The following is a 20,810-nucleotide window of genomic DNA, read 5'->3' as shown; positions in this document are numbered from 1 at the left end:
AGCACAACCGACCGGCACCGTCGGCTGTGCTGCGCAACGTTAGGAACCGGGCTGCCCCATCGCCTTACGGTCGGCTTAAGGCCCGCCGGACGGACGCGGTGCCCCGGTCCGGCGAAGCAGGTCAGCCCGCCGGAAACGACGGCAGTCGGCTGTTCAGGTGAATCCGGGCAACCGCGTCTCCGGGCCTCAGGAAAGGCCGAGCTCGTCGTCGAGAAGGCGGAAGACGTCGTCGTCGGTGGCCTGCTCGAAGTCGAACTCCGGGGTTTCCCCGCCGGGCTCGGAAACCCGGCGGGAAGCCCACTGGGTGCGGAGGACGTCCAGCCGTCCTTCGATCTTCTTGAACAGCTGTTCGTCCACCTCGTCCACTGTCGCCGCGGCGAAGGCGGTTTCCAGGCGGTCGAGTTCCCCGATGAGGGACGTGGTTCCGGTGCCGGTGGTGCCGAGCTCGCCGCGGAGGTACCCGACCAGTTCGGCCGGAGTCGGGTAGTCGAACAGCAGCGTGGCCGGCAGGCGCAGGCCCGTGGCGGTGTTCAGCCGGTTCCGGAATTCGACCGCGGTCAGCGAGTCGAAGCCCAGGTTCCGGAATTCCCGATCGGGCTCGATGCCGCTGTGGCCGGCGTGGCCGAGCACCAGCGCGGCCTGGCTGCGGACGAGATCGAGCAGCACCTCGTCACGGCCGGCGTCGTCGAGGCCCGCCAAGCGGCTGGCCAGGGTCTCCGCGGTGACCTGTCCGGCCGCTGCGGAACGCCGTGCCGTCCGGATCAGCCCGCGCAGCAGGGCCGGGACCTCGCCCTGTGCGCGCACCGCGGCGAGGTCCAGCCTGGCCGGCACCACGGTGGCCGCACCGGTGGTCAGGGCCGCATCGAAGAGCGCGACACCTTCTTCCGGCGAGAGTGCGGGCATTCCGGACCGCCGGAGCCGCGCGAGGTCCGAGTCGCTCAGCGACGCGGTCATTCCCGAACCGTCGGCCCACGGGCCCCAAGCCAGCGACAGCCCCGCCAGGCCGTCAGCCCGGCGCCGGACGGCCAGCGCGTCGAGGAACGCGTTCCCCGCGGCGTAGTTGGCCTGGCCGGCACCGCCGAAGGTCCCGGCGACCGAGGAGTACGCGATGAACGCCGCCAGCGGCCACTCGCGGGTCAGCTCGTGCAGGTTCCACGCAGCGTCGACCTTCGGCCGCAACACGGCGGAAATCCGTTCCGGTGTAAGCGATTCGACGACACCGTCGTCGAGCACTCCGGCGGTGTGCACGATCGCGGTCAGCGGGTGCCCGGCAGGCACGCCGGACAGCAGCGCGGCCAGTGCAGCTCGATCAGCCACGTCGCACGCCGCCACGGTCACGTCGGCGCCTTGTTCGGTCAGCTCCTCGACCAGTGCCTCGACGTTCTCGGCGGCGAGGCCGCTGCGGCTGGCCAGCAGCAGGTGGCGAACCCCATGCTCGGCGACGAGATGCCGGGCCAGTACCGCGCCCAGCCCGCCGGTGCCGCCGGTGATCAGCACGGTGCCTTCCGGGTCCCACTTGGGAGATTCCCCGGCGGCAACCCGGACCAGCCGTCCCGCCAGTACCGTCCCGCCCCGCACGACGACCTGCGGCTCGTCCGCACCGAGCGCGGCCAGCAGCACCGGCCCGGACGCCGGGCCGCAGTCCAGCAAGCCGAACCTGCCCGGATGCTCGGACTGGGCCGAGCGCACCAAGCCCCACACCGCTGCGGCCGCGAGATCTCCGCCGTCGACGGCGCCCTCGGTCGCAATGACCAGCCGCGAAGCCGCGAACCTCTCGTCGGCGAGCCACTGCTGAACCAGGGCCAGCACGCGCGACGACAACTCGTGGGCCGAAGCGGGCACGTCGGCCGCGTCGCCGCGGACCGGAAGCACGACGACCTCGGGTACCTCGCGGTCCGCGAACGCCGCCAGGTCCGCTACTGCGCACACGTCGTGGCCGCTCAACGCCTCGACGAACGCGGAGCCCTCCGTGCCGAGTACGGCGATTGCCCCCGGAAGCACCGGATCCGCGGCCACCGAGACCCAGTCCACCATGAACAGCGCGTCGTCCCCGGCATTGCGGAGCTGCCCGGCGGGGACCGCCCGGACGCGCAGCGAGTCCACTGACAGGACCGGGTTTCCGGCGGTGTCGGCCACCGCGATGGCCATCGATTCGGTCGAGGTGCGGGTGAGCCGTACGCGCACCTCGGACGCACCGGATGCTTGCAGCGCAATGCCTTCCCAAGAGAACGGCAGCCCGCCGCCCTCATCGGCGGCAAGCAGCGAGGCGTGCAGCGTGGCATCGAGAAGCGCCGGATGGATCCCGAACGCGGCCGCGCCGGGCCCGGCCGCCTCGGGTAACGCGACGTCGGCGAAGATCTCCTCGCCGCGCTGCCAGACCGCGCGCAGGCCCTGGAACGCTGGCCCGTACGCGAATCCGGCGTCGGCGAACTCCTCGTAGCAGTCCGTCAGCGGCACCGCGGCGGCGTCGGCGGGCGGCCACTCGGTCACCGCAAAGCCGGGCGAACCGGTCTCGACGCTCAGCATCCCGCTCGCATTCTCGGTCCACCCCAGGTCGCCGTCGAGCCGCGCGTGGACGGTCATCGGACGGCGGCCGGAATCGTCGGCGTCGCCGACCCACAGCTGCAGCTGCACCGCACCCGAGGCAGGCAGCGCCAGCGGCGCGGCGAGGGTCAGCTCGTCGACCCGGGCGCACCCGGTCTCCTCGGCCGCCCGCAGTGCGAGCTCGACGAACGCGGTACCGGGCACGAGCACGGTATCCAGGACCACGTGGTCGGCGAACCAAGGGTGCGTGCGCAGGGAAAGCCTGCTGGTGAACAACATCCCGGCGGTTCCGGCGAGTTCGACGGCGGCGCCGAGCAGGGGGTGCCCGGCCGCACCGAGCCCGGCGGCGATGACGTCGCCCCCGGCGAAGCCCGGCGCCGGCCAGAAATGCTCGTGCTGGAAGGCGTAGGTCGGCAGGTCGACGCGCCGGGCGCCGGGGAAGAACGCGGAGAAGTCCACTTCGGTACCGCGGACGTGCAGTCCGGCCAGCGCCGAGGTCAGTGCCCGCACCTCGGATCGGTCCTTGCGCAGCGCCGGAAGGGCGACCTCACTGCCGGAGAGGGTTTCGCGCACCATTGCGGTCAGCGCAGCATCCGGTCCCAGTTCGAGGAAAACCGTGACCCCGTTGCCCGCCAACGCTTCGACCCCGTCGGCGAAGCGCACGGCCTCGCGCACATGACGGACCCAGTAGTCCGGGGTGCACAGCTCCCCCGGCGCCGCGGCACGGCCGGTCAGGTTCGAGATGACCGGGACCGCAGGTTCGGTGAAGGACACCCCTTCGAGAACCGTCCGGAAGCTCTCCAGCATCGGCTCCATCAGCGGTGAGTGGAAGGCGTGGCTCACCGGCAGCCGCTTGGTGCGCCGTCCGTTGCTCTCGAAGCGCCGCGCAATCTCCTCGACCGCGCCGGTCTCGCCGGACACCACGACCGACAGCGGCCCGTTGACCGCGGCAATCCCGGCTTCCTTCTCGTGCCCGTCGAGCATTGCGGCGACCTCGGCTTCGGACGCCTGGACCGCCAGCATCGCCCCGGTGGCCGGGAGCTCCCGCATCAGGCGCGCTCGCGCGGCAACCACCGCGCAGGCGTCCTCGATGGTGAACACTCCCGCGGCATACGCGGCGGTGAGTTCGCCGATCGAATGCCCGGCGAACTGGTCGGCGGTGATCCCGAAGGAGTGCACCAGCCGGAACAGCGCGACCTCGACGGCGAAGAGCGCGGGCTGGGTCCAGCCCGTGTCATCGAGCGCGCCGGCGTCCTCGCCCCACATCACTTCGCGCAGCGGGCGGTCCAGATGCCGGTCGAGTTCCGTGGCGACCGCGTCGAAGGCCTGCGCGAATGCCGGGAACCGGCTGTACAGCTCCCGGCCCATGCCGAGCCGCTGCGATCCCTGGCCGGAGAAGAGGAACGCGGTCTTCCCGCTGACGGCCGATCCTTCGATCAGCCCGGGGTCCGGCTCTCCCGCCGCGAGCGCGGTGAGGCTGCGCACGGCGTCCTCGTGGTCCTCCGCCAGCACCACCGCACGGCAGCCGAAGCGCGACCTGTTCCCGGCGAGCGACCATCCGACGTCGACCGGGCGCAGACCGTCCACTCGCGACAGCAGACGTCCGGCCTGCTGCCGCAGCGCCGCCGGGGTCCGGGCCGAGAGCACCCAGGGCACGAGCCCGTCCGCAGCGGCCTCCGCGGGGTCGAGGGGGGTAGTGGGTTGTTCGATGATCGTGTGGACGTTCGTCCCGCTGATGCCGAACGACGAGATCCCGGCCCGGCGCGGCCGATCGGCCTGCGGCCACGTGACCTGCTCGGTGACGAGCTCGACGTCGCCTGCCGCCCAGTCGACTTCACCCGACGGCGTGTCCACGTGCAGTGTCTTCGGCACCACGCCGTGCCGCATCGCCAGCACCATCTTGATCACGCCCGCCACCCCGGCCGCCGCCTGCGTGTGCCCGAAGTTCGACTTCACCGACCCCAGCAGCAACGGGGTTTCCCGGCCCTGTCCGTACGTCGCCAGCAGAGCCTGTGCTTCGATGGGATCGCCGAGAGTCGTGCCGGTGCCATGCGCTTCCACCACGTCAACGTCCGAAGTGGACAATCCAGCACTGGCCAGGGCCTGCCGGATCACCCGCTGCTGCGACGGACCATTCGGCGCCGTAAGACCATTCGACGCCCCATCCTGATTCACCGCCGAACCCCGCACCACGGCAAGAACCTCGTGCCCATTGCGCTCCGCGTCCGACAACCGTTCCAGCACCAGCATGCCGATGCCCTCGGCCCAGCCGACGCCGTCGGCCGCCGCCGCGAATGCTTTGCAGCGCCCGTCCGGTGACATCCCCTTCTGCCGGGAGAACTCGACGAAGGTCCCGGGGGTCGACATCACTGTCACCCCACCGGCCAGCGCGAGCGAGCACTCGCCACTGCGCAGCGCCTGCGCCGCCCAGTGCATAGCCACCAGCGACGACGAGCACGCCGTATCCACCGTGACCGCGGGGCCTTCCAGCCCGAAGGTGTAGGAAACCCGGCCCGAGGCAATGCTTCCCGCGCTGCCGTGGCCCTGGTAGCCCTCGTATTCCTCCGCCGGCAACGCTGTGCTGTAGTCGTTGTACATGACTCCGGCGAACACCCCGGTCTGACTGCCCCGCAACGAAACCGGGTCGATCCCGGCCCGTTCGAATGCCTCCCACGACACCTCGAGCAGCAAGCGCTGCTGCGGATCGGTGGTCATCGCCTCGCGCGGGCTCATCCCGAAGAAGGCCGGATCGAACTGCCCTGCGTCGTGCAGGAACCCGCCCGAACGCGTATACGACGTACCCGGGTGGTCCGGATCGGCGTGATACAGCCCCGCCACGTCCCAGCCGCGGTTTTCCGGGAACCCGGAGATCGCGTCGACGCCGCCGGTGACCACCTGCCACAGGTCTTCCGGCGAGCCGACCCCGCCCGGGTACCGGCAGCTCATGCCGACGATGACGATCGGGTCGTCGTCGATCGGCGCGAGTGCCTGCGGTCCGGCCGGGGCCTCGCCGCCGAACAACGCGCCGAGCAGGTGCCCGGCCAGTGCGCCCGGTGTCGGGTAGTCGAAGACCAGCGTCGCGGGCAGCTTGAGCCCGGTACCGGTGTTCAGCCGGTTGCGCAGCTCGACGGCGGTCAGGGAATCGAAACCCAGGTCGCGGAAGGCACGGCCGGGATCGATCTCGTCGCCGCCGTCGTGGCCGAGCACGATCGCGACCTGCGTGCGCACCAGGTCCAGCAGGTCGGCGCGCCGTTCGGCTTCGCTGCGCCCGGTCAGCCGCCGGATCAGCCCGGCCGCGGTGGCCGGTCCGGCCGCGCGCCGGGCCGGAGCCCGGATCAGGCCACGCAGCAGGGTCGGAATCTCGTCCTGGGCACGCAGCACCGGGAGGTCGAGGCGGACCGGGAGGACGAGCGACGCGCCGGTGGCCAGTGCCGCGTCGAACAGCTCGACCCCGCGTTCGGCAGACAGCGGCGGGATGCCCGCGCGGGCGATCCGCGTCAGGCCCGCCGCGCTCAGGTCGCCGGTCATCCCTGCGGTCTGGTCCCACGGCCCCCAGGCGAGCGACACCCCCGGCAGTCCGGCGGCCCGCCGCCGCTGCATCAGCGCATCGAGGAAAGCGTTGCCGGCCGCGTAGTTTCCCTGTCCGGCACTACCGAAGACACCGGCGATCGAGGAGAACACCACGAAGGCCGACAGCGGCAGGTCCCGGGTCAGCTCGTGCAGGTGCCATCCGCCGTCGACCTTCGGCCACAGCACCGAGTCCATCCGCTCGGGCGACAGCGAGCCGATCACCCCGTCGTCGAGGACGCCCGCGGTGTGCACGACTGCGACCAGCGGATGCTCGTCGGGGATCGCCGAGAGGAGGCCCGCCAATGCGGTGCGATCCGCGACGTCACCGGCCTCGATGCGCACGTCCGCGCCAAGGCCGGTGAGGTCCGCGACCAGCTCGGCAGCGCCGTCGGCGGCCGAGCCGCGCCGGCTCAGCATCAGCAGGTGCCGGACACCGCGTTCGGCCACGAGATGGCGGGCGAGGACGGCACCGAGACCGCCGGTGCCGCCGGTCAGGAGCACGGTGCCGTCCGGGTCCCAGTGCCCGGCGGGCAGTTCGGGAGCGATCCGGGATAGGCGTCCCGCGAGTACCGCTCCGTCGCGCACCATGACCTCGGGTTCCCCGGAACACAACGCCGCGGCCAGGAGCTCGCCCGGCTCCCCGGCGAGGTCGACCAATCCGAACCGTCCCGGGTTCTCCGCCTGTGCCGACCGGACGAGCCCCTGTACCGCAGCAGCGGCGACGTCTTTGCCGGAGCTCGCGCCACGGCTCACGAAGACCAGCCGTGCCTCGGCGAACCGTTCCTCGGCAAGCCATTCCTGGACCAGCAGCAAGGCTTGCGAAGCCGTCGTGTGCACCGACTCGGGCACCTCGCCGGGGGCAGCCGCGAGAGACACCAGCACCGGCCCGGCCGGGGAACCGGCCGAAGCCAGGTCGGCGTGCTCCGCCACCGGGATGCCGCCGGCCCGCAGGGTCGCGGCGAGCCCGAAGGGATCTGCGCCGAGCACGATCGGGGTACCGGGGCCGCCCGACGCTTCCACCGGAACCCAGCCGAGTCCGAAGAGCGAATCGCGATCGACGGTGGCACTGCCGAGCTGTTCAGCGGAGAGGGGCCGGACGCGCAACGCGCCGATCGACGCGACCGGCGCGCCCGAGTGGTCGGCCACTGCGATCGTCCGCGCGCCGTCGGCGTCCCAGCCGAGGGTGACGCGGATTTCCCTGGCTCCCTTGACATGCAACGACACGTCGGTCCACGAGAACGGTACCGACCCGTTGTCGGCAGACCGGCCGTCGAAAGCACCGGCATGCAAAGACGCGTCGAGCAACGCGGGATGCAGGCCGAACGTCTCGGCACCGGCACCTTCGGGAAGCGCCACCTCGGCGAAAACCTCGCTGCCGGAACGCCACACCGCTTGCAAGCCCTGGAACATCGGGCCGTACTCGAAACCGTCCGCGGCGCGCTCGTCGTAGAAGTCCGCCAATGCCACCGGTTCCGCCCCTGCGGGCGGCCATTCGCGGTCCGGGGTGGCGAACCCGGCGTGGTACTCGTCCACGGCCAGCATCCCGGAAGCATGCTGGGTCCACGGCTCGTCTTCCGCCTCTTCGGGCCGTGAGTAGATGCGCACCGCGCGCCGCCCGGACTCCTCCGGAGCCGCGACCGCGACCTGCAGGTGCACGCCGCCCGCGTCGGGCAGGATCATCGGCGCGGCCAGGGTCAGTTCCTCGACCCGGCCGCAGCCGACCTCGTCGCCCGCCCGGATCGCCAGTTCCAGCAGCGCAGTGCCAGGCACGAGCGTCGAGCCGAGCACGACGTGGTCGGCCAGCCAAGGATGGGTGCGGGTGGAAACGAGACCGGAGAACAGCACGGTATCGGACCCGGCTACCGGTACGGCTGCGCGGAGCAGCGGATGCTCCGGCGCACCGAGTCCGGCAGCGCGCACGCCGCCGGGCGATGTTCCCGCGCCGGACGGCCAGAAACGCCGATGCCGGAAGGGATAGGTGGGCAGATCGACCCGGCGTGCGCCCGGGAAGAACGACGTCCAGTCGACCGCTACCCCGTGCACATGCAGCCGGGCCAACGCGCTGACCGCCTCGAACTCCTCGGGTCGATCCTTGCGCAGCAACGGAACCACCACGGCGTCCTCGGCCACCGACAGCCCCACCATCGCCGACAACGCACCATCCGGACCCAGCTCGACGAACTTCGTCACCCCCGCACCGGCCAACGTCCGGACCCCGTCGGCAAACCGCACCGGTTCGCGGACCTGCCGCACCCAGTACTCCGGCGAACCCAGCCCAGCCGACACCTCACCGGTCACCGTCGACACCACCGGGATGCGGGCGTCGCGGAACGACAACCCCGCCACCACTGCCCGGAACTCCGCCAGCATCGGATCCATCAACGGCGAATGAAACGCATGACTCACCCGCAACCGCGACGACCGGCAACCCAACCCAGCCACCAGAGCCAGCACGGCATCCTCACCGCCGGACACCACCACCGACCGCGGACCGTTCACCGCCGCAATCGACACTCCCGTACCCACCAACGGCACCACTTCGTCCTCGGCCGCCTCAATCGCCACCATCGCCCCACCCGCAGGCAACTCCCCCATCAACCGCGCCCTCGCCGACACCAACGCACACGCATCCTCCAGCGAGAAAATCCCCGCCACGTGCGCCGCCGCCACCTCCCCGATCGAGTGCCCGGCAACAAAATCAGGCCGTATCCCCCACGAGTCCACCAACCGGAACAACGCCACCTCGACCGCGAACAACGCAGGCTGCGCCCATTCCGTCCGGCTCAGCAACGCCGCATCGGAACCCCACATGACTTCCCGGATCGACCCATCCAGCGACTCCGCAACCTCGTCGAACGCGTCCGCAAACACCGGGAATCGGGCGTACAGCTCCCGTCCCATCCCCAACCGCTGTGCGCCCTGCCCCGAAAACACCAGCGCCACCTTGCCCGCCACCACCGAACCCTCGATGACAGACGGGTGCGGCTCCGGTGCCGAGTCCGGGGAAACGAGCACGACGGCCCGGTGGTCGAACACCGAACGCGTGGTGGCCAAGGAGAACCCGATATCCGCCGCCGAGGCGTCCGGCCCGGGCTCGGGCAGCCGGGCGGCTTGCGCCCGCAGCGCGTCCGGCGTCTTGCCCGACAGGGGCCACGGGACCAGGTCCGGGGCAGCGTCCGGGGCGGGCGCGGGCGGCGGAGGAGCTTGTTCCAGAATGGCGTGGACATTGGTACCGCTGATCCCGAACGCCGAGACCGCCGCGCGGCGCGGACGTCCGGTGTCCGGCCACGCGGTCTCCTCCGCCAGGAGTGTCACCTCGCCGCTCGACCAGTCCACAGTGGACGACGGAGTTCCCGCGTGCAGTGTCTTCGGCGCCACGCCGTGCCGCATCGCCAGCACCATCTTGATCACGCCCGCCACCCCGGCCGCCGCCTGCGTGTGCCCGAGATTCGACTTCACCGACCCCAGCAGCAACGGCGTCTCCCGGCCCTGCCCGTACGTCGCCAGCAGAGCCTGCGCTTCGATCGGGTCACCAAGTTTCGTACCCGTGCCATGGGCCTCGACGACATCGACGTCCGAAGTGGACAGTCGAGCATTCGCCAGTGCCTGCCGGATCACCCGTTGCTGCGACGGGCCATTCGGTGCTGTCAGGCCATTCGACGCCCCATCCTGATTCACCGCCGAACCCCGGAGCACCGCCAGCACCGGATGACCGTGGCGCTTCGCATCGCTCAGCCGTTCCAGCACCAGCATGCCGATCCCCTCGGCCCAGCCGACGCCGTCCGCGTCGTCCGAAAAGGACTTGCAGCGGCCGTCGGCGGACAGGCCACGCTGGCGCGAGAACTCGACGAACGTGCCCGGAGTCGACATCACCGTCACTCCACCGGCCAAGGCGAGCGAGCACTCTCCGGACCGCAGTGCCTGCGCGGCGAGGTGCACGCCGACCAGGGACGACGAGCACGCCGTATCCACCGTGACCGCCGGGCCTTCGAAGCCGAAGGTGTAGGAAACCCGGCCCGAGGCAACACTTCCCGCGCTGCCACTGCCCTGGTAGCCCTCGAACTCCGCACCACCGAGGAGGGAACTGTAGTCGTTGTACATCACCCCGGCGAACACCCCGGTCTGGCTGCCCCGCAACGAAACCGGGTCGATCCCGGCCCGTTCGAGCGCCTCCCACGACACCTCCAGCAGCAAGCGCTGCTGCGCGTCGGTCGTCATCGCCTCGCGCGGGCTCATCCCGAAGAAGGACGCATCGAACTCACCGGCATCGTGCAAGAACCCACCCGAACGCGTATACGACGTACCCAGGTGGTCCGGATCGGCGTCATACAGGGCGCGGAGGTCCCAGCCGCGGTCGTCGGGGAACGCCGAGATCGCGTCTGTTCCGTCGGCGACAAGCTGCCACAGGTCTTCCGGAGAGCCAACCCCGCCCGGGTAGCGGCACCCCATCCCCACGATCACGATCGGATCAGCGGAGACCGGCGAGAGGGCCGGTGCAGGCGCGACGGGTGCGGCGGCCGGGCCGTCGAGCCGGTCCTGCAGATGTGCGGCGAGCGCGGAAGCGGTCGGGTAGTCGAAGACGAGCGTGGCCGGAAGCGGCAACCCGGTTGCGGTGCCGAGTTTGTTGCGCAGTTCGACGGCGGTCAGCGAATCGAACCCGAGTTCGGTGAACGCCCGCGCCGGATCGATTTCGGCGACCCCGGCGTGCCCGAGCACCAGCGCGACCTGCGTGCGCACCAGATCGAGCAGGACCTCGGCCCGTTCCCCGGCCCCGAGCCCGGCCAGGCCGGGACCGGTCGCTGCCGCCTTACGGTCCGAGCCCCGGATCAGGGCCCGCAGCAGCTCCGGGACCGGGCCACGGGCGCGCAGCGCGGCGAAGTCGAGCCTGGCGGGCACGACGACGGCGTCGTCCCCGCCCATCGCGGCATCGAAGAGTTCCATGCCTTGCTCTGCGGTCAGCACCGGCATCCCGGAGCGCGCAATGCGGTCCAGCTCGGCTTCGGTGAGGGTGCCGGTCATCCCGCCGGTGCGCGTCCACGGCCCCCAGGCCAGCGACAATGCCGGAAGGCCGAGCGCGTGCCGATGCCGGGCGAGCGCGTCGAGGAACGCGTTTCCGGCGGCGTAGCTGCCCTGGCCGGCGGCGCCGAACGTCCCGGCGGCCGAGGAGTAGGTGACGAACGCGGTGAGCCCGTTGTCCCGGGTGAGTTCGTGCAGGTTCCACGCCGCGTCGGCTTTGGCTTTCAGGACCGGGCCGAGGCGTTCCGGCGAGAGCGAGCCGACCATCCCGTCGTCGAGGACTCCGGCGGCGTGGACGACTGCGGACACGGGGTACCGGGTCAGCAGGTCCGCAAGTGCGGCGCGATCGGACACGTCGCAGGCGGCGATCCGGGCGTCCGCACCCAGCGCGGCGAGTTCGGCGACGAGCTCCGCGACGCCGTCGGCCTCGCCACCCCGGCGGCTGACCAGCAGGAGGTTCCGGACGCCGTGCGCACCGGCCAGGTGGCGCGCCAGCACGCTGCCGAGTCCGCCGGTGCCGCCGGTGATCAAGACGGTGCCGTCGGGGTCCCAGCGGTACCCCGGCCCGGCGGCCGGCGCCCGGTCGAGGCGCGCGGCGAAGATCTCACCGCCACGGATCGCCAGGTTCGGCTCGGCCGACGCCAGTGCCCGCGGCAACGCGGGCAGCGAAGCCTCGTCGTCGTCCAGATCGATCAGCCCGAAGCGGCCCGGGTTCTCGCTCTGCGCCGACCGGACGAGCCCGGCGGCAGCGGCTGCGGCCAGGTCGGCACCAGTGTTGGCGCCCTTGGTCACGAAGACCAGGCGAGAGTCCTCGGCAAGCCACTGCTGGAGGTGCCCGAGTACGGCGGCGGTCACGGAATGGACGGCCGCAGGCAGGTCCGTGCGGTCGCCGCCGATCGGGCAGAGCACGACCGGCGCGTGGTCGTCGCCGAGCCGAACCCCGGCGGACCGCACGGCGTCTTCCAGGCCGAATCGGTCTGCCCCGAGAATCGACACCGGGCCGTCGGCCGGTGCCGCGCCCGCCACCGGAACCCAGTCGAGCCGGAACAAGGCATCGGCGGCAAGGCCGGTGGTCAGCCGTTCCGGCAATGCACGGACGGCCAGCGCCTCCGCCGTCGCGACCGGGCCACCGGTGGTGTCGGCGACCGCGATGGACACGGTGTCGTTGCGGGTGCGGACGAGCCGCACCCGTACCGAAGACGCACCGGTGGCGTGCAGGGAGACACCCGTCCAGGAGAACGGCAATGCACCGGCTTCGATGTCCAGCCCGGCCGGGGAAATCGCGTGCAATGCGGCGTCGAGAAGCGCCGGGTGCAGGCCGAATCCGGCAGCGTCGGCGTCCTCGGGGAGGCGCACCTCGGCGAAGGCCTCGTCACCGCGACGCCAGACTGCGCGCAGCCCCTGGAAGACCGCGCCGTAGTGGAACCCGCCCTCGGCAAACTGGTCGTAGCAGCCGGAAATGTCGACGGGAACGGCGCCTTCCGGCGGCCACGTGGTCGCGTCGAAGCCGGGATCCGGCGGCACGGTTCCGGACAGGAGACCGGCCGCGTTCCGGGTCCAGGTACCGCCGGTCGCGGGCCGCGAGTGGACGGCCACCCGGCGGAACCCGGCGTCGTCCGCCGCGGCGACCGAGACCTGCACCTGAAGCGACCCCTGCTCCGGCAGCACCATCGGCGCGGCCAGCGTCAGCTCCTCGACCCGGCCGCAGCCGACCTCGTCCCCGGCCCGGATCGCCAGTTCCAGCAGCGAGGTGCCGGGCACGAGCGTCGAGCCGAGCACTACGTGGTCAGCCAGCCACGGATGCGTCCGCACTGAAAGGGCGCTCGTGAACAGCAGACCGCCGTTGCCGTCGGCGAGCTCGACCGAGCCCGTGAGCAGCGGATGGCCGGGAGAAGCGAGGCCGAATGCAGACGCGTCACCCGCCTCCGGCCGCGCGTCCGGCCAGAACCACGTGCGCTGGAAGGGGTAGGTGGGCAGCGGCACCCGGCGGGCACCCGGGAAGAACGACGACCAGTCGACCGCCACCCCGTGCACATACAGCCGGGCCAACGCGCTGACTGCAGCTTGCTCCTCCGGAACATCCTTGCGCAGCAACGGAACCACCACCGCGTCCGCAGACACCTGTAGCCGCACCATCGCCGACAACGCACCACCCGGACCCAGCTCGACGAACTTCGTCACCCCCGCATCGACCAGCGTCCGGACGCCGTCGGCAAACCGCACCGGCTCCCGCACCTGCCGCACCCAGTACTCCGGCGAACCCAGCTCAGCCGACACCTGCCCGGTGACCGTCGACACCACCGGAATTCGAGGTTCCCGGAACGACAACCCCGCCACCACCGCCCGGAACTCCGCCAGCATCGGATCCATCAGCGACGAATGAAACGCATGACTCACCCGCAACCGCGACGACTTGCGCCCCGACCGAGCCACCAGCGCCGCAACCTCGTCCTCGGCCCCCGAGACCACCACCGACTCCGGGCCGTTCACCGCCGCAATCGACACACTCCCGCCCAGCAGCGGCACAATGTCGTCCTCGGCCGCCTGCACCGCCACCATCGCCCCACCCGCAGGCAACTCCCCCATCAACCGTCCCCGCGCCGACACCAACGCACACGCGTCCTCCAGCGAGAGAATTCCCGCCACCTGCGCCGCCGCAATCTCCCCTACCGAATGCCCGGCAACAAAATCAGGCCGTATCCCCCACGACTCCACCAACCGGAACAACGCCACCTCGACCGCGAACAACGCCGATTGAGCGTGCCGCGTGGCATCGAGCGCCTCCGGATCCTCGCCCCACACGACTTCCCGGATCGAACCGTTCAGCAACTCCGCAACCTCGTCGAACGCCTCCGCGAACACCGGGAAGCGGGCATACAACTCCCGTCCCATGCCCAACCGCTGCCCACCCTGCCCCGAAAAAACCAGCGCCACTTTCCCCGCCACCACCGAACCCTCGATGGCCCCGGTTCCGGTCAGGATCTCCGTTGCGCGGTCGCGGTCCCCGGCCAGCACGACCGCCCGATGGGCGAACGCCGGACGGGTGGTGGCAAGGGAAAACGCGACGTCCCCGGCCGCGAGATCAGGGTGCGAATCCAGGTGCCCGGCCACCCGTTCGGCCTGCGCCGCGAGTGCCGCCGGGGTCTTGCCGGAAAGCAGGTACGGGACCAGGCCGGTACCCGCCGGACGCTCGGCTTCCGACAAGACTCCAGTCACCCCCGGTCCCTGTTCGAGGATTACGTGGGCATTGGTGCCGCTGATCCCGAAGGACGACACCGCCGCTCGCCGCGGGCGCCCCGTCTCCGGCCACGCGGTGCGCGCGGTGAGCAGCTCGACCGCTCCGGCATCCCAGTCCACGTGGGAAGACGGCGTCTGCGCGTGCAGGGTCTCCGGCAGCACTCCGTGCCGCATCGCCAGTACGGTCTTGATCACACCCGCCACCCCGGCCGCGGCCTGGGTGTGCCCGAGATTCGACTTCACCGACCCCAGCAGCAAGGGGATTTCCCGGTCCTGGCCGTAGGTCGCCAGCAGTGCCTGCGCCTCGACCGGGTCGCCCAAGGTGGTGCCGGTGCCGTGTGCTTCGACACTGTCGATGTCCGAAGTGGACAGTCCGGCGTTCGCCAGCGCCTGCCGGATGACCCGTTGCTGCGACGGGCCGTTCGGCGCCGTCAGCCCGTTGGACGCGCCGTCCTGGTTCACCGCGGAGCCACGGAGCACCGCGTGGACCTCGTGCCCGTTGCGCCGGGCGTCGGAAAGCCGCTCCAGCACGAGGATTCCCACGCCCTCTGCCCAGCCCACGCCGTCCGCTTCGTCCGAAAAGGACTTGCACCGGCCGTCGGCGGACAGGCCGCCCTGCCGCGAGAACTCGGCGAAAAGGTCCGGAGTGGACAGTACGGTCGCGCCGCCTGCCAAGGCAAGCGAGCACTCACCGCTGCGCAGCGCTTGCGCCGCCCAATGCATCGCCACCAGCGAGGACGAACAGGCAGTGTCCACGGTGACCGCCGGGCCTTCCAGCCCGAGGGTGTAGGAGACGCGCCCGGACGCCACACTCGGCGCGCTGCCGTTGCCGCGGAATCCCTCGAACTCATTGCCGGACAGCAGATGGCTGTAATCGCTGTACATGATCCCGGCGAACACCCCGGTCCGGCTGCCGCGCAGGGACCCCGGCTCGATCCCGGCCTGTTCGATCGCCTCCCACGACGTCTCCAGCAGCAAGCGCTGCTGCGCATCCGTCGCGAGTGCTTCCCGCGGGCTCATCCCGAAAAAGCCCGCATCGAACGCGCCCGCGTCGTACAGGAATCCGCCCGAGCGCGAAGTGCCGACCTGGCCGAGGTCCCAGCCGCGGTTGTCCGGGAAGGCCGAAATCGCGTCGGTGCCACTCTCGACGAGCCGCCACAGGTCGTCCGGCGACTGCACAGCTCCGGGGTAGCGGCACGCCATCCCGACGATGGCGATGGGATCGTCGTCCGCCGGCGGCAGCGAAGCAACGGGGACGTCCGCGGGGGCCGAGCCGAACAGTTCCCCGAGCAGATACCCGGCCAGCGCGCCGGGGGTCGGGTAGTCGAAGACGAGCGTGGCGGGCAAGTGCCTGCCGACCGCGGTGCCGAGCCGGTTCCGCAGATCGACGGCAGTGAGCGAATCGAACCCGAGCTCCTGGAACGACCGCTCGGCGTCGATCGAGCCCGGCCCGGCGTGCCCGAGCACCAGTGCGGCCCGGCCGAGCACGAGGTCGAGCAGCACCTCCCGGCGGTCCGCCGGGGCCATCCCGGCCAGCCCGCTGATCCCGGCCCCGGCCGCCGTCGCCCGGCGGCGGCGCACCGGGACGAGCCCGCGCAGCACTCCGGGTACCTCGTCCTGGCCGGCGAGCACCGGGACATCCAGCCGGACCGGCGCCACCACGGCTTCGCTGCTCATCGTCGCGACGTCGAACAGGGCAGTCCCCTGCTCCGGCGTCAGCGGCGGGACGCCGGACCCGGCCATCCGCTCGAGGTCGGCCCCGGTCAGGCCGCCGGTCATGCCCGCCTCCCGGCTCCACGGCCCCCATTGCAGGGAGAGTCCGGGGAGGCCGAGGTTTTGCCGGTGCTGGGCCAGGGCGTCGAGGAAAGCGTTGCCCGCCGCGTAGTTTCCCTGGCCGGCCGCGCCGAAGGGGCTCGCCACCGAGGAGAACAGGACGAACGCCGAAAGCTCGCCGGCCAGTTCGTGCAGGTGCCAGGCCGCATCCACCTTGGGCCGCAACACGGTTTCGATCTGCTCCGGCGTGAGCGAGGCGACGGTTCCGTCGTCGAGTACCCCCGCGGCGTGCACCACCGCCGTGACGGGATGGCTCGCGAGCAGTGCGGCGATCGCATCCCGGTCGGTGAGGTCGCAAGAGGCGATGGTGACCTCGGCGCCCTGCCCGGAGAGTTCGTCGCGCAGCTGGACAGCTCCCTCGGCATCGAGCCCGCGGCGGCTGGCCAGCACGAGCTTCCGCACGCCGCGCGCCACCAGGTGCCGGGCGAGGATGCTGCCGAGACCACCGGTGCCGCCGGTGATCAGCACCGTGCCGTCCCATCCGGCCGGCTCCGGGGTAGCGGGCAGCGGCTCCAGCCGCGGGGCCAGCATCGTCGCCCGGTGGATGCGCAGGTTCGGCTCAGCCGAGGTCACGGCCTGCGGCAGCGCATCGGCAGACGCCGTATCGGCGTCGAGATCGATCAGGCCGAAGCGCCCCGGATGTTCGGTCTGGGCCGACCGGACCAGACCCCAGACCGCGGCGGCGGCAAGGCTTTCGCCGGTGGTCGCGCCCCGCGCGACGAACACGAGCCGGGAACCGGCGAGCCGTTCTTCGGCCAGCCAGCGTTGCAGCAGGTCCAGTGCACCGGCGACCTCCGCGGGTACGGCTTCGACCGGCGCCGAGTCCGTCCCGGCCATGGTGACCAGCACTACGTCCGGTACCTCGCCGGCCGGGTTCGCCAACAGCGCGGCGAAGTCTTCGTGCGGCACCACGAAGTCACGGAGCCCCAGCTCGTCGGTTCCGAGTAGCGCCACCGATGCGACCGGCGCCTCGGCGGGCGGCGCTGGCACCCATGCGGTCCGGAAGAGACTGTCCTGATGCGCTGCGGCCTGCTGCTCCGCCGGGATGGTCCGGAAGACCAGTGAGTCGACCGAAGCAATCGGCGCACCGGCTGCATCGACGAGGGCCAGCGACACGGTGTCGTCACCGACGGGCCGCAGCCGCACCCGGGCCGAGGTCGCTCCGGCAGCGTGCAGTGAGACGCCTTCCCACGAGAACGGCATCCCGCTGCGGCCGTCTTCCCCGCGCTCAGCCAGCGCTGCCGCCTGAAGTGCCGCGTCGAACAGCGCCGGGTGCAGGCCGAACGCTTCGGCCTCCTCGACGTGACCAGGCAACTCGACTTCGGCGAACACGTCGGCACCACCGCGCCAGACCGCGCGCACTCCGTGGAACGCCGGGCCGTATGCGAAGCCGCCCTCGGCGAACCACTCATAGGCGCCGTCGAGGTCGACCGGTTCCGCTCCTTCCGGCGGCCAAACCGCGGTGTCGAACGGGTCGCCGGTACGGGCTGCTGCGGACAGCACACCAGAGGCGTGCTGCACCCAGGACGCGCCTTCGGGCCGGGCGTGGATCGTGAATGTCCGGCGGCCCGATTCCCCGGCCGCACTCACGCGCAGCTGGAGCTGGATGCCCTCCTGCTCGGGCAGGACCAGCGGGGCCGCGAGGGTCAGGTCTTCGAGCCGGTCGCAGCCGACCTCGTCGCCCGCGCGGATCGCCAGTTCGACGAAGGCCGTACCGGGCAGCAATACCCGGCCCCCGACCACGTGATCGGCCAGCCATGGGTGGGAACCGAGCGACAGCCTGCTGGTCAGCACTACGCCGTCGGCATCGGCCAATACGACGGCCGCACCGAACATCGGGTGCCCGGCCGCATCGAGACCGGCCGCAGTGACGTCCGCCGGGCGGCCGGCCGCGTTGTCCGGCCAGAACCGTTCGTGCTGGAAGGCGTAGGTCGGCAGGTCCACCTGGCGCCCGCCGCGGACCAAGGTGGTCCAGTCCACTGCGACGCCACGGACGTGCAGCTGCGCCAGCGCATCGACGGCGGCGGGTTCCTCGGCGCGGTCCTTGCGCAGCAAGGGAATCGCGGCCGCCCCGGCAGGCGCCGATTCGTGCGTCATCGCCGACAGCACGCCGTCGGGACCCAGCTCCACGAACGTCCGGGTCCCTTCGGCGGTCAATGCCCGGATGCCGTCGGCGAACCGGACGGTTTCCCGGACCTGGCGTACCCAGTAGTCCGGCGTACCCAGTTCGCCGTCGGCCGCGACCCGGCCGGACCGGGTCGACACGACCGGAATTTCCGGCCGGTGAAAGGACAATTCCGCCACGGTCGTGCGGAACTCGGCCAGCATCGCGTCCATCAGCGGAGAATGGAACGCGTGCGACACCCGCAGCCGCGAGGTCTTGCGGCCCTGTCCGGTGAACCGCGCGGTCACCGCGGCGACCGCGGCTTCGGCACCGGACACGACGACCGAGGCGGGTCCGTTGATCGCGGCGATCGAGACACTGCCGGTCAGCAGCGGAAGTACCTCGCTCTCGGCCGCCTGGATCGCGGCCATGGCCCCGGAAGCAGGCAGCGCCTGCATGAGCCGGGCCCGGGCCGCGACGAGCTGTGCCGCGTCCCGGAGCGGGAAGACCCCGGCGACGTGCGCGGCCGCGATCTCGCCGATCGAGTGGCCCGCGACGAAATCCGGCGTGACCCCCCACGACGTCACCAGCCGGTGGAGCGCGACCTCGACGGCGAACAGCGCGGGCTGCGTCCAGCCGGTTTCGTCCAGGAGCCCGGCATCGGCCCCCCAGACGACCTCCTCCAGCGGACGCTCCAGCAGCGGGCCGAGTTCCGCAGTCACCGCATCGAATGCTTCGGCGAAGACCGGGAACCGCTCGTAGAGCTCGCGGCCCATGCCGAGGCGCTGCGAACCCTGGCCGGAGAACAAGAACGCGGTCTTGCCACCGGCCACCGCTCCTTCAGCGAGCGCTGGGTCGGGTTCGCCATCGGCCAGCGCCGTCAGGCCGCGCAGTGCGCTGTCGCGGTCACCGGCCGCGATCACCGCCCGGCAGGAAAACCGGGAACGGCCCAGGGCCAGCGAAGCAGCGACGTCGGCAATGGGCACGTCCGGCCGCGTCCGGAGGTGGGAGAGCAGCCGCGCGGCTTGCCCGTGGAGCGCCTGCGGCGTCTTCGCGGACAGGATCCAGGGCACCACGGCACCGGCGGCGGCACCCGGCGCGGGTTCGGTTTCCGGGGCCTGTTCGAGGATGACGTGGGCATTGGTCCCGCTGATCCCGAACGCGGAAACTGCGGCCCGGCGCGGACGGCCGCCGACCGGCCACGCCTGCCGCCCGGTCGCCAGTTCCACCGCGCCCGAACTCCAGTCGACGCTGGTCGTCGGCGTCTCCGCGTGCAGAGTTTTCGGCACCACGGCTTCCTGCAGCGCGAGTACCATCTTGATCACCCCGGCCACCCCGGCCGCGGCCTGCGCGTGCCCCAGGTTCGATTTCACCGAGCCGAGCAGCAGGGGGCGGGCCCGGTTCCGGCCGTAGGCCGCGATGAGTGCCTGTGCCTCGATCGGGTCGCCGAGGCTCGTGCCGGTGCCGTGTGCCTCCACGACGTCGATCTGGTCCGGCGTCAGCCGGGCGTTCTCCAGCGCCGCACGGATGACCCGCTGCTGGGACGGACCGTGCGGCGCGGTCAGCCCGCTGCTCGCCCCGTCCTGGTTGACCGCGGAGCCGCGGACGACGGCGAGCACCCGGTGTCCCCGGCGCTGGGCGTCGGAAAGCCGCTCCAGCACGAGGATGCCGGCGCCTTCGCCCCACGCCATCCCGTCGGCGCCCTCGGCAAACGCCTTGCACCGCCCGTCCCGCGACATGCCCCGCTGGCGCGCGAACTCGACGAACGCACTCGGGGTCGCCATCACCGTCACCCCGCCGGCCAGTGCCATCGAGCATTCTCCGCTGCGCAGCGCCTGCTCCGCCCAGTGCAGCGCCACCAGCGAAGACGAACACGCGGTGTTGACCGTGACGGCCGGCCCTTCGAGACCGAGGAAGTACGAGACCCGGCCGGACAGGACACTGGCCGCCGTGCCGGTCAGCACGTGGCCCTCGGCGGTTTCCGGCAGGCCCGCGGCCGCGCCGTAGGTCGATTCGACCGCGCCGACGAAGGTGCCGGTTTCGGTGCCACGCAAGGACTGCGGGTCGATCCCCGCGTGCTCGATCGCCTCCCAGGTCACCTCGAGCAGCAACCGCTGCTGCGGGTCCATCGCCAGCGCCTCGCGCGGCGAAATCCCGAAGAACCCCGGGTCGAACGCCGCGGCGTCGCGGAGGAAGCCGCCCTCGACGACGTAGGTCTTGCCGGGCCGGTCCGGGTCGGGGTCGTAGATCGCGGCCGCGTCCCACCCGCGATCGGCGGGGAACACGGAAATCGCGTCGGTGCCGTCGAGCAGCAGCTGCCACAGCTCCCCGGGCGAGTGCGCTCCCCCGGGGTAACGGCAGCCCATGCCGACGATCGCGATCGGCTCGGTCTGCTTCGCCTCGGCCGCGCCAAGGCGCTGCCGGGTCTGCCGCAGGTCGGTGGTGACCAGCTTGAGGTAGTCGCGGAGCTTGTCTTCGGTGCTCGTCATGCGGGTACTGCCTCCGG

General features: G+C 71.6%; 1 protein-coding gene. It reads right to left on the bottom strand.

From position 1 onward, the window contains the following. Positions 1-186 precede the first annotated feature (186 nt). The gene (locus OO71_RS09615) at positions 187-20,793 is read right to left on the bottom strand and encodes a type I polyketide synthase (protein WP_033289321.1); all 20,607 of its coding nucleotides are present in this window, start codon (positions 20,791-20,793) and stop codon (positions 187-189) included. Between the last annotated feature and the right edge of the window lie 17 nt (positions 20,794-20,810).

The sequence above is a fragment of the Amycolatopsis jejuensis genome (assembly GCF_000717335.1).
In the GTDB taxonomy this organism is placed as follows: domain Bacteria; phylum Actinomycetota; class Actinomycetes; order Mycobacteriales; family Pseudonocardiaceae; genus Amycolatopsis; species Amycolatopsis jejuensis.
The sequence above is the reverse complement of the archived record's forward strand: the minus strand, read 5'-3'. Positions and strand labels throughout refer to the sequence as shown.

What these genes read in the sequence shown, in the direction of transcription:
- OO71_RS09615 (WP_033289321.1), bottom strand. Translation starts at nt 20,793, where the DNA reads ATGACGAGCACCGAAGACAAGCTCCGCGACTACCTCAAGCTGGTCACC.